This is a genomic window from Venatoribacter cucullus (genome assembly GCF_016132445.1).
GTDB lineage: Bacteria > Pseudomonadota > Gammaproteobacteria > Pseudomonadales > Oceanobacteraceae > Venatoribacter > Venatoribacter cucullus.
Genome location: NZ_CP046056.1, coordinates 186,194 through 198,810, shown reverse-complemented (window position 1 = coordinate 198,810; position 12,617 = coordinate 186,194). Strand labels below are relative to the sequence as shown.

Sequence of the window (12,617 nt, the reverse complement as noted above, 5' to 3'; positions counted from 1 at the left end):
AAATTTATCCTTTATAAAATTAAATCGCACGGCGGCGTAAGGTGAAATGAGCAATACCCAGGCTGAAAATCAGCCAGACAAATAATGATATCCACAGTCCGGCATTAGTGATGGGTAAATCCTGCCCCAAAGCCATAACGCCATTCATTGAGCTGCTGTCGCCAAGACCGGACAGATTTATTTGCCGGAAAATATCGGTGGGATTAAGCAGTAAAAGCCATGGCAGAAGGTCAGGATTGAGCTGCCCCTTACTGAACACCAGCAATGCCAGCAGACTGAGATCAAACACCAGCACAAACAGAAACCACACACCAAGCGCGAGGCCGGCTGCGGTGGATTTTTCGCTGGCTTTGCTGCTGAGAAAATAGGCCAGTGCAAGGAAAACCCAGCCCAGTAATGTGGCTGAAAAAATAAACCGTGAAAACGAATGAATCAGCAGCCAGATATCCAGATCACTGACCAATAACGCAATGGCGATGGCGGCACTGCCAAAACCAATGGATGTGGCGAGCGCAAGAATCAGCCCATGACCAATAAATTTCCCCAGTAGTAACTGCCCGCGACTGAGCGGGTAGGTCAGCAATAACAACAGGGTTCCGCCTTCTTCTTCACCCACGATGGCATCGTAAGCAAGCAACAGCGCAATCAGCGGAACCAGAAATGTTGCCAGGCTGGCCAGGCTGGCAATGGTTGCCGGAATGGAACTGAAACCAACCTGGCCGGCGGCGGCTGAGCCAAGCCAGGCAATACCCGCAGCGAGAATGGCAAACAGCAGACTGATAGCCAGCAGCCAGCGGTTACGCAGGCCATCATTCAGCTCTTTAATGGCGATATTCCAGACTTGCATCATTGCGATTTCTCCGGTGCCGGGACGACCGCAAAATGGCGGTACAGATCATCGAGGGAGGGGGGGCTGACCTCCAGATCGGCGGCTTCACTGCTGTTTATCAGGGTGTTAAGTAACTCCCGGTGGGCGCCGTTGTGAGTTAAAACTTCGAGAGCATCCCGGCCAATACAGCGGGAATCGAAACCAAGACCGGATAACCGGGCTCGCCAGTGCTCCGGTTCCGGAAGACTGCCAAGGCGTATGCGTGTTGGCAGTGCTACCTGACGGCGTAATTCACTCAGAGTGCCGACAGCCTGTAACTGACCGCCGGCCAGAATGGCGGCACGGCTGATGTAAGGTTCAACACCGGGTAATACATGCGAACAGAGAATAATGCCGGTGCCGTTCTGACGCAGCTCGTTCAGAAACTGGTAAAGTTCCTGCGTGGCTACCGGGTCCAGGCCGACGGTCGGCTCGTCCAGTAATAACAGGCGTGGATTTGCCAGCAATGCCTGAGCCAGGCCCAACCGCTGACGCATACCTTTGGAGTAGGTTTTTACTTTACGTTTAGCGGCATGGGTCAGCCCGACTTTTTCCAGTAATTCTCCGACCTGATGGTTAGCAGCCCCCTTCAGGCGGGCAAAATAAGTCAGTGTTTCCTCGCCGCTTAATTGCGGATAAAACATAACGTTTTCCGGTAAATAACCAAGCCGCTTACGGACTTCGGTATGATCCGGAGTATTACCAAATACCTGAACGTGGCCGCTGCCGGGCGCGAGCAGACCAAGGATCATTTTCATAGTGCTTGTTTTGCCGGCACCGTTATGACCGAATAAACCAAGTATTTCACCTTCGGCCAGGTGCAGAGAAAGGTTTTTTATAACCTCCATCCGGCCATAAGCAAGGCTGACATTCTGCAGTTCTACCAGGTTCATTTTAAGGTGCCTCTGTCAGCGGTGGGCGCATCAGGGGAAAGCTGTCCCGCACGCCAGGTGATTTAACGACCGGAAACGCCTGCTGCACCCAGCGCAGTAATTCAATGGCCGGGCTGTTCAGTAATAAACGCATTTGTGGATAAAGCCACAATAAGCGGTCGATATTGTCGTTTGGTTCGTAGATCAGATCGCCGATATCGTCGGCATTTCTGTCCCAGCCCAGATAATCGCTCCAGTAATTTCCGCGGCCATTTTCGGACCATTCCTGAGTTCGGGTGGCGACATATTTAACTTGCTGTTGATTAGCAATAAAGGCATTGCCAAAAATTTTATTGTCTTCAGAACCAGCGGTAAGGTGAATACCCATTACGCTGTCGGTAAAGTGGTTGTGGCTGATGGTGTTGAATACGGAGTTATAGATAAATAACGCTTTGCCTTCAGCACCCTGAATCATGCTGTCACCAGTGCTGCCGCTGATCACCCCCTGCACTCTGTTGTTGCTGATGGTGGAGTAGGTGATGTAGTTCATCAGAATGCCGTAGTTCTGATCGCCTTCAGACAGATTGTTGCGTACATCCAGACTGCGGCTCTGCATCAGGGCATAGCCGGTACGGGTACGACGGGTAATATTGTTGTGCACCACATTGTTATTGGAAAACATATAGTGAATTCCGTAGCGCAGGTCTTCCAGCACATTACCGGTCAGGGTGTTGTGGTTGGAGGTGTCGATGTAGATGCCATCCCGGGTGTGGCGGATAACGTTGTCGGTCACAATGGCCTGGCGGACAGAAAACAAATGAATGCCATTGCCACGGTCTTGTGAGCGCACCCGTTCGTCACCGTCGATGCGGTTGCCATGGATTTCAATGTGATTACTGGTATCAGCCCAGATACCAAAACCTGCGCCCTGCAGATGATTGTTCAGCAGACGTACATGGTCGGCCCGGGCAGCGACAAAAATAGCGGAATCCAGATCGGTCAGATTACGGCCCCAGTTAATGATATGACAGCCTTCAAGGCTGACTCCGGTGGCGGTAATTTTAACGGCATGACCCTGCGCTCCGGCGTCAATGACGGCTTCGGTGGCACAGCGGATGTGGCCGGGTTGATCAATAAGAAAGTTGCCCTGGTAATGCCCGGCGGGCAGTACCTGCACCTCACCCTGCTTCTGCAGCGGCAAAGATTGATACTGCGCCTGTACTCCGGCACTGGCCAGCAGCAGTAAAAAAAAGACGGAAAGGATCATAGTGCCCTGCAGTTGTGGAAGGGGCGGCGGGCCCAGGGCCCGCCGCCAGCCATCAGGCTGGTTCAACCAACATCCGGCCTACCATCTCCATATGCAGAGCGTGGCAGAACCAGTTGCAGTAATACCAGTGCATACCCACTTTGTCAGCGGTAAAGGTAACTGAGGCAGTCTGTTGCGGGCTGATCTCCATGGATACCCCATGGTTTACCATACAGAAGCCGTGAGTAACGTCTTCGATCTGGTCGAGGTTGGTGACGATCACAGTGACCTCATCCCCCTGTTTTACCTTAAACTCGTTAATGCCGTAAGTCGGCGCCACCGAGGTCATGTAAACCCGTACTTTATTGCCATCACGGATAACCTTGTTATCGGACTCCAGGGTAATGCCATCTTTTTTCGCCATGGCAACGGTGCCGGCAAAGAAGGGGTCATCCCGCTGCCAGATTTTCCGGGTACGAATCTGGTCACGGCGGGCCATGGTGCAGTCGTGTGGTTCAGCGAAGGTCGGGCCATCGTGTACCAGTTTCATTTCTTCACCGGAAATGTCGATCAGCTGGTCGTTTTCCGGGTGCAGTGGGCCAACCTGCAGGAAGCGGTCTTTGGAGAATTTGCACAGCGCTACCAGCCACTGACCATCGGCTTCACTGGTTTCACACAGCGATGCATGGATGTGACCCGGCTGATACTGCACGTCCAGTTTCTGCTTGATGTAATTAACATTCTCACCGTTATAGGCACGTACCGCATCGGCCATATTCCACTTCACCACCTGGCTGTCAATGAACAGGGTGGTGTAGGCGTTGCCACGACCATCAAAGGTGGTGTGCAGCGGCCCAAGGCCCAGTTCTGGTTCGGCGACGATGGTGTCACGCGGGTCTTTGATCTTGCCGGCAAACAGGTCGGGCAGTCTGGCGATTTCGATCATGGATACGGTCGGTGACAGCTTGCCGTTGGCAATAAAGTATTTGCCATCGGACGAGGTGTTGCAGCCGTGCGGGTTCTTCGGTACCGGAATATAGCGGGTGAACTGGCTGTCTTTGTCGCCTTTTTTACGGCCATCCAGCACCGGCACTTTGGAATTACCCAGGGTGGTGAATTTACCGGCTTTAACGGCTTTTTCGGCGGCGTGGATGTCGAATACCACCACCCAGTCACGCTCGTTACGCATCATACCGCCCAGATCATAGGCTTTTTCTGAGTTGTAACAGGTGGACGCAGCAAAGCGGCCGGTATAGTCGGCATCACAGTTATCCAGGTTACCGTCCACCATAATCTGGAAGGCCATTTCCATGGTTTCTGCGTCAATAACGTTAAACATGGTGTAGCTGTAATCGGCCTGCAAATCGAAATGCTTGCCATCGTTCGGATGCGGCATAACGAATTCGGCGTTAGCGAAAACATATTTGGTGTACGGAACTTTTTGCAGACGCAGACCGTGAATGGCCTGAACGTTAGGCACGGTCAGCATATTGTCGCACTTCATAATATCCAGGCGGATACGGGCCACGCGGCTGTTGGCTTTATCGTTAATAAAAACATATTTGCCATCGTATTTGCCATCTTTCATGGAGATGTGCGGATGGTGACAGTCACCATTCAGGAACTTCGCACTATCACCCATGATCGCCTTACTTTCGTTGGTGATCCCCCAGCCGGTGGCCGAGTCGATATTAAATACCGGAATGCGCATCAGCTCACGCATGGACGGAATGCCCAGTACACGCACTTCACCCTGGTGACCGCCGCTCCAGAAACCGATGTAGTCATCCAGTTCGCCCGGTTCTACATGGTACTTCTTCTTGGCGTCTTTGGCGGCAGCGGCAAAGGCCTCGCGGCTCATTACGGCAGAACCCAGGCCGGTCGCACCAACCAGTGCTGCACCGGCACCGGTCAGAGCACTGGCACCGAGGAATCCGCGGCGGCTTAGCCCGGTCTTTTCTTTTTCTGACACAGGTTTGTTGCTGTTATCTGTCATGGTCTATCTCCTTGAACAAGATTGGCTTTTCAGTTTTGCGGATCCATCTGTACCACCGGGATACGCTCTGGAGCGGGTTTATTTCTTTGCTGTTTTTTACGTTTAACAACCAGTGGCGGACACTTGTTATCGTTGTGATAGGTCATCTGGCAATCGAGGCAGTAATGACATTCGTTGTGGTTAATCCGGCCATCAGGGTGAATCGCCTGAATTTCGCACTCATTGGCGCAGAGCTGGCAAGGCTGGCCACATTCTTTGCGGCGTTTCAGCCAGTCGAACAGGCGGGCTTTACTCGGTATTGCCAGGGCAGCACCCAGAGGGCAGATATAGCGGCAGTAAACTTTGCGGGTAAAAATATTGATAACCAGCAACAACACGGCGTAGAAAACAAAGCCCCATTCACGGCTGAATTTGAGCATGATGGCGGTTTTAAAGGGTTCCACTTCGGCATAGCGCTCAGCGGTCGCAAGTGACTCCAGAGACAGTCCGAATAAACCCAATAAAATAATGTACTTAACGGCCCATAAGCGTTCGTGCACAGCAAAGGGCAATTCATACTGGCGAATTTTTAATTTGCGGGCGGCTTCGTTAATCAGCTCCTGCAGAGCACCAAACGGACACAGCCAGCCACAGAATACTCCCCGTCCCCAGAGCAAAATGGTGGCTGCGGTAAATGCCCAGAGAATAAATATAACCGGATCGCTGAGGAATAATTCCCAGCGGAAGTCCTGCATCAGTGAATGAACAAAGGTCAGTACGTTGACAACCGACAGCTGACCCAGGCAATACCAACCGATAAAGAACACGGTAAATAACAGATAACCACGGCGCAGCCAGTGCAGAAATGCAGGCTTGCTGGTGAAATAATCCTGCAGGAATAAAATAACCAGCAAAACACCCAGCGCCGTGATCAGAATTCCGATCTGGAAACTCTTCTGATACCAGATATTCAGCCACAGCGGACGGCTGGCCTCTTCAATAGCTGCCAGTTCGGCTTCCGTAAGAGGCGGACGTTCAAAGTAGACTTCCGGCAGTTGATAACCCAGTTCGAAACTGGTGAATACGCCATCGACCGGGCCGGTCTGGCGGCGCACCAGCAGTTCAAAGGTCCAGTCGGTACCCGGATCAAAGTGGCTTTTATCACGGATAATAAACAGCGATTTTTCTTTGAATTCCGGAGCGCCTTCAGCCATAACATCGTACAGCCGTTGCTGATCAAGATCGCGGAAGGAAATAACATCGCCAAACTGACGCAACTGAATACGGTCAAAAATACCGCCGCGCACGTAACCCGACCCCTTGAACGAGAACATGCCGTTGGCCAGTACGGCAATGGCATGCTCGCCGGGCTTCAGGTCTTCCATCAGAAAACGGTACTGGCTGTCACCCAGCAGGTTACGGCCAATGGTTGGGGCATTCAGATAAGCGATATACAGATCAATAAAGGTGTCATTGAGCTGATCCGGAGTGGCTTTTTCCACCGCCTCAGCCTCGGTACCTTTAAAGGCTTCATCAACCTGCGAGCGCAACAGGTGCAGACGGCGGATGGAGCCGTTGCCGGTCAGTTGTTGCCAGGGCGCCGGGCTGTAAGCCTCCGGCAGTATATTGGCGGGCTTTTGTTTCTGCGCCAGTTGCGCCTCGACCAGCCCCAGGGATGCGGCCACGGTATGAGTGGCCTTCATAATGATTTCATTCACCACCATCACGGTGACGGTGGCGCCGGTGATGGCATCGACGGTTACGGCATTCTCATCCTTGGTACTGCCTACCACCACGCGCTGATCGGCCTTAATACCCTGATAGGCAACACCAAAATCAACCAGCTTCTGCTCCGGAATACCGACCAACAGAATCGGTTCGTGGTGCTCCAGCAGCCAGGCATCCAGAATTATCGCCTCAGGGCTTAAGATGACCTGCATATTGATCGGCTTGCCGGAATAAGCCGGAATGTTGGCGACGTTGATGGTTTCAAACACATAGCCCAGTAATTTTTCTCCGGCCATGGCTTTGCGGATGGCGTATTCGCCTTCCGGTTCGGTGATTGTCGTAGCATCTGGCAGAATTTGGTACAGACGCTGCAAGCCGGAATCATCAGCCGCGGCAGGAAGACTCAGACCAAGCAGAAAGAGAAGGACAAACCGCCATAAGAGATTCTGCATGAGGCGGATAGGTACGGACATCGTAGGTTTCCTTTTCAGCGTCAGAAGATGGCTGGAATCAGTAACCGGCCTGACGTGTGCGACAAATTGTCGCAGCCGCAGCAAGACCCTGACATACCCCATCCGGAGTAGAAAACAGAACTCAGATCAATATTTGATGAGTCAATGGCAGGGGGTGGGAATTAGCCAGAGGTGCGTATTAATAAATAATTCTCACCCCTGGCCTTCCGGAGGGCAGGTCGCAGCAACCCTCTGGGGCGGAAATCCATCAGGCTCCACCCCGTTATTACATACGACCCTTCAGCGTTTAATTTTCTTCGTTCAGCTTACGCAGTGATGCGGCGAGGCTTTTTACCCGCTGATTGGTTTCGTCCGCCAGCCGGCGGATATCCGAGGCCGAGGCGGATGAGCGCTGCGCCGGCTCTTCCGGTCAGGCCATCTGGCTGATGGTACGGCGGAAACGCTTCAGCGCTACGGTAAACAGCACCCCGGCAATCAGTGCCAGACTGAGCAGCTGCGGCCAGATCACATCGATACCGGCACCGCGGTACAACACCGCCTGCGAGGCTTTCACAAAATGCGTGGTCGGCGCTGCCAGCATTACGGTCTGAATGAATTCCGGCATGCTTTCACGCGGGGTCATGCCGCCCGACAGCAGCTGCAGCGGCAACAATACCAGAATTAATAACAAGCCGAATTGCGGCATGGTGCGGGCCACGGTGGCCATAAAAATGGCCATTGAGGTGGTGGCGGTTAAATGCAGCGCCACGCACAGCATAAACAGCAGCAGCGAGCCTTCAATCGGCACCGCCAGCGCGCCCTGAATAATCAGCTGCAACGCCAGCCACACCATCAGCATTACCACCAGCCCCATCGACCACACCTTGGACAACATTATCTGCGCCGGCCCCAGCGGCATTACCAGCAAATGCTCGACCGTGCCGTGTTCGCGCTCGCGGATTAACGCCGCGCCGGTGAGGATAATGGAGATCATAGTAATGGAGTTGATCAGCTCCATCACCGAGCCGAACCAGCTGTGTTCCAGCGCCGGATTAAACCGTGCCCGCAACGCCAGCTCGGCGGGTAAATGGGTTTCAGCGCGGTAACCGCGCACATAATCCTGAGCTTCGCTGCTGATAATCTGGCTGATATAGCCGTTGCCGGTAAAGGCCTGGCTCATGCGCGTAGCATCCACATTCAGCTGCAGGGCGGGCTGCAGACCGGCCAGCGTATCCTTTTCAAAATCCGGCGGAATATTCAGCACAAAGGTGTAGCGGCCTTCATCCAGCACGCGGTCCATTTCATACAGCGGAATATCCGCCGGCGGCATAAATTGCGGCGGATACAGGGCGCCTATCAGGCGCGCCGACAGTTGCGAGCGGTCTTCATCCACCACCGCGATGGTGGCTTTATGCAGGGTTTCCGGGGCGGCGGTAGCGGCCACATAGAGGCTGCCGGTAAAGGTGTAAATCACCAACAGCAACATGGCCGGGTCGCGCCATAAGCTCCACAGCTCTTTAATGCCTAAGCGGTAAATATTACTGAGGGTTTGCCACATGCTCAGGCCTCCTGCTTTTTCAGCAGCACAATGCCCAGCGCCAGAATCACCGGCACCGCCAGCGCCATGGCCAGTATCTCGTGCTGCACATCGGCAAAGCTCAGGGCTTTATTGAAAATGCCGCGGTTAATCTGCAGAAAATGACTGACCGGGTGAATTTCACCAATCACGCGCCCTATGCCTTCGAGCGCCGATACCGGCGTAATCATGCCGGCAAACTGCACCGCCGGCAGCATGGTGCCGAGCATGGAAATCAGCATGGCAGCGATCTGGCTGTTGGTGAATACCGAGGCCAGCAAGCCAAACCCGGTGGCAAACATAATAAACAGCACCGCACTGAACAGCAGGGTCAGAAAGCTGCCGGTCATTGGTACCTTAAACAGCCACAACGCCATGGCCACCAGCAGGAAAAAATTAAGAATACCGAGGCCGATATAGGGCAATTGTTTGCCCAGTAAAAATTCGCTGCGGCTGACCGGCGTAACGTACAGATTGGTAATGGAACCCAGCTCTTTTTCCCGCACCACCGATAAGGTGGTAAGCAGGGCCGGAATCATTAATAGCAGCAGCGGAATAAGCGCCGGCACCATCGCCACCATGCTTTTTACGTCCGGGTTGTAGCGGTAGCGGGTTTCAATACGGATGGGGCTGGTCATGGCCGCTTCCAGCCCGGCGGCGCGCGCCTGCACGCCCAGCCAGTGCAGGTGCATACCCTGCACATAACCACTGACGGTTTCTGCGCGGGTGGGCATGGCACCGTCAATCCAGGCGCCGATCTGTACCGCCTCACCGCGCTCGGCCCGGCGGGCAAAACCGGCGGGGATTTCCAGCGCCAGCGCCAGTTCACCGCTGCGCATACGGCGGTCGAGTTCGGCGTAACTGGTCAGCGGCGGCTGCTCGTTAAAATACCGCGAGCCGGATAAATTCTGCACATAGTCGCGGCTCATCACCGTCTGGTCGTTATCCAGTACGGCAAAATTCAGGTCTTCCACATCCAGCGTAATGCCGTAACCCACAAACAGCATCAGCACCAGCGTACCCACCATCGATAACGCCAGCCGCAGCGGGTCACGCACCAGCTCCAGTGCTTCACGCCAGGCATAGCTGAATAACCGCCCCAGGCTGAACGAGGGGGAACGCACCGCCTTTGCCTGGCTGGTCGTGGCGGTACCGGCCGAAGGCTGGCTGAGCGTCGACTGGCGATCACCGGCACCGGCATCGATTAACACGTCAATAAAAGCCTGCTCCAGCGTGTCACCACCGCGTTGTTCAACAATGGCGGCCGGGGTATCGGTTAATAACACCTTGCCGGCGTGCATCAGCGAAATGCGGTCGCAGCGCGCGGCTTCGTTCATAAAGTGGGTGGAAATAAAAATGGTAACGCCATCGTGGCGGGCCAGATCAATCATCAGACGCCAGAAATTATCACGCGCCACCGGGTCTACGCCGGACGTCGGTTCATCCAGAATTAATAATTCCGGTTTATGCACCATCGCCACCGCCAGTGATAAGCGCTGGCGGATACCCAGCGGCAGGCGTTCGGGTAATTCTTCCAGTACCTCCTGCAGCCCGAAGCGGTCGCTCATTTCCTGCACCCGCGCCGGAATATCAGCGGCAGGCACATGAAATAAGCGCGCGTGCAATTCCAGATTCTGGCGCACGGTTAGTTCGCCATACAGGGAAAATGCCTGCGACATATAACCCACCCGCTTGCGCGTGGCGATATCCTGCGGGTCGAGCGGATGGCCGAATAATTCCGCGCGGCCGGCACTGGCGGGCAGCAGGCCGGTGAGCATTTTCATGGTGGTGGATTTGCCACAACCGTTGGAGCCTAAAAAGCCAAATATTTCGCCACGACGAATCTGAAAACTGACGTTATCCACGGCGGTAAAATCGCCGAATTTCATGGTCAGATGGTGCGCTTCAATGGCAAAACCCGCCTGTTTATCCAGCACCAGCGGCGGAATAGTCACCGGCTGATAACTCTGCCGCTGCTGTTCCGGCAACAACGCAATAAAGGCATTTTCCAGGGTGCCGGCACCGGTACGCTGCAGCAATTCCACCGGCGAACCGGTGGCCAGCACGCTGCCATTATTCATGGCCAGCAGATGATCAAAGCGCGCCGCTTCGTCCATATAAGCGGTGGCCACCAGGACGCTCATCTGCGGGCGCTGAGCGCGGATGGTATTAATTAATTGCCAGAACTGGCTGCGCGACAGCGGGTCTACGCCGGTAGTGGGCTCGTCCAGAATCAACAGCAGCGGGTCGTGAATTAATGCACAACACAGGCCCAGCTTTTGTTTCATACCACCGGATAATTTGCCCGCCGGGCGCTGTAAAAAAGGCTTCAGGCCGGTAATGGCCGTGAGTTCATCAATACGGCGGCGACGCTCGGCCTGATTATGGCCAAACAGGCGGGCAAAAAACTGCAGGTTTTCTTCCACCGATAAGGTCGGGTAGAGGTTACGCCCCAGCCCCTGCGGCATATAGGCGATATCCGGGCATACCCGGCGGCGGTGGCGCTGGCTGCGCATATCACCACCGAGTACCTGCAGCTCGCCCTGCTGCAGCCGGCGGGCGCCGGAAACTAACGCCAGCAGGCTGGATTTACCCACGCCATCGGGGCCGATCAGCCCCACCATGCAACCGGCCGGAATGCTCAGGTCGACCTTGCGCAAGGCATGGGTTTTACCATATTGCAGGGTCAGGCCCTGCCCCTGCACCACAGGGTTCATGGGTTAACCAGCGGCGGCAGGCTGTCCGGCCAGGGCTGTTGTTTATCCAGCCGCAGCCAGGCCATACCCGGCAAACCGGTTTTTACCTGGGTAATGTGTTTTTGCAGTAGTTCCGGATTAATGCGCGCTTTTACCCGGAACATCAGCTTCTCGCGCTCGCTGGCGGTTTCCACGGTTTTCGGAGTGAACTGGGCGACATCGGCCACATAGGAAATCTGCGCCGGAATACTCACCTGCGGCACCGCATCCAGCACCAGCCGCACTTCATCGCCCAGAGTTAAACGACCGACCAGCGCCGACGGCAGGAAGAAGGTCATATACACATCGGTCAGGTCAATCAGGCTCAGAATGCGGCTGCCGGAACCGACAATTTCGCCGGTTTCCGCCACCCGGTACTGAATTCGCCCGGCGCGCGGGGCCACCAGCACGGTATCGGCCACATCGGCTTCCACCCGCACCACCGTTGCGGCGGCCGCGGCCTGGGCGGCTTCAGCAGCAGCCACCTGCGCTTCGGCGGTGCGAATGGCAGCGGCGGCGGCACTCAGCTGTGCCTTGGCAGCCCCGAGCGCGGCTTCGGCACTGGCGACCATAGTGTCGTTATCTTCAGCCAGCTGTTCGGATACCGCCCCTTCGCGCACCAGCGTACCGGTACGTTTGGCCCGCTTACGCGCGGCGTTTAATTCGGCTTCGCGCAGCCGTACCGCTGCGGCCTGCGCCTGTTCCTGGCTGCGTGCCTGTTGCACCGCACTCTGCGCCGCCAACACCGCACTGACGGCCTGATTTTGCTGCGCCTGCGCCTGTAATAACTGTGCCCGCAGCGATTCACTGTCGATACGGCCCACCACCTGCCCGGCCTCGACAAAATCGCCTTCGTTCACCAGCAATTCCTGCACCCGGCCACCGATGCGCGCGGCAATGGCAATGTCGGTGGCTTCAATGCGGCCGTTGCTGCTGAACACACCAACCTCTGCAGCACCATTCTCCAGGCTGTAATAGGCCGCCATCCCAAGCAGGGCAACGATGGCCACGGGTAATAAAAAGCGGGTGATATTGTGCATGTTCATAAGCCTTCCTGTGATGCGCAGCAATCCGATGCTCGCCGGTCTGTGAATGATGATGTTTCTACTGGCTTGGCAGCGCGGCCGCAACCGGAAAGACTGCTTTTATTGATCCGTATTATTCC

The 12,617-nt window shown here is 55.1% G+C and carries 8 protein-coding genes; all 8 read right to left on the bottom strand.

The window, feature by feature from the left end; translation table 11 throughout:
* Positions 1-19 precede the first annotated feature (19 nt).
* The 8 genes from GJQ55_RS00920 to GJQ55_RS00885 all read right to left on the bottom strand — a co-directional run bounded on the left by GJQ55_RS00920 (position 20) and on the right by GJQ55_RS00885 (position 12,498).
* Positions 20-850 carry an ABC transporter permease gene (locus tag GJQ55_RS00920; protein WP_228345636.1) on the bottom strand — a complete coding sequence of 277 codons (831 nt, stop codon included), beginning with the start codon at positions 848-850 and terminating at the stop codon, positions 20-22.
* A complete protein-coding gene (locus GJQ55_RS00915; RefSeq protein WP_228345635.1) occupies positions 847-1,761 on the bottom strand; it encodes an ABC transporter ATP-binding protein in 915 nt (304 codons plus the stop codon). Before GJQ55_RS00915 ends, GJQ55_RS00920 begins: the two co-directional genes overlap by 4 nt.
* A 1-nt stretch (position 1,762) precedes the next feature.
* The gene (locus GJQ55_RS00910; protein WP_228345634.1) at positions 1,763-3,007 is read right to left on the bottom strand and encodes a nitrous oxide reductase family maturation protein NosD; all 1,245 of its coding nucleotides are present in this window, start codon (positions 3,005-3,007) and stop codon (positions 1,763-1,765) included.
* A 52-nt stretch (positions 3,008-3,059) separates the two neighbouring features.
* The gene (gene nosZ, locus GJQ55_RS00905) at positions 3,060-4,982 is read right to left on the bottom strand and encodes a TAT-dependent nitrous-oxide reductase (RefSeq protein ID WP_228345633.1); all 1,923 of its coding nucleotides are present in this window, start codon (positions 4,980-4,982) and stop codon (positions 3,060-3,062) included.
* A gap of 29 nt (positions 4,983-5,011) precedes the next feature.
* Positions 5,012-7,063, bottom strand: a complete 2,052-nt coding sequence (gene nosR / locus GJQ55_RS00900; RefSeq protein WP_228345632.1) for a transcriptional regulator NosR — start codon at positions 7,061-7,063, stop codon at positions 5,012-5,014.
* Positions 7,064-7,571: 508 nt separating this feature from the next.
* The gene (locus GJQ55_RS00895) at positions 7,572-8,699 is read right to left on the bottom strand and encodes an ABC transporter permease (RefSeq protein WP_228345631.1); all 1,128 of its coding nucleotides are present in this window, start codon (positions 8,697-8,699) and stop codon (positions 7,572-7,574) included.
* A 2-nt stretch (positions 8,700-8,701) separates the two neighbouring features.
* On the bottom strand, positions 8,702-11,434 hold the full coding sequence (gene rbbA, locus GJQ55_RS00890; protein WP_228345630.1) for a ribosome-associated ATPase/putative transporter RbbA: 2,733 nt from the start codon (positions 11,432-11,434) through the stop codon (positions 8,702-8,704).
* Positions 11,431-12,498 (bottom strand): HlyD family secretion protein, encoded by a 1,068-nt coding sequence (locus tag GJQ55_RS00885; RefSeq protein ID WP_228345629.1) that lies wholly within the window; start codon positions 12,496-12,498, stop codon positions 11,431-11,433. Before GJQ55_RS00885 ends, rbbA begins: the two co-directional genes overlap by 4 nt.
* Between the last annotated feature and the right edge of the window lie 119 nt (positions 12,499-12,617).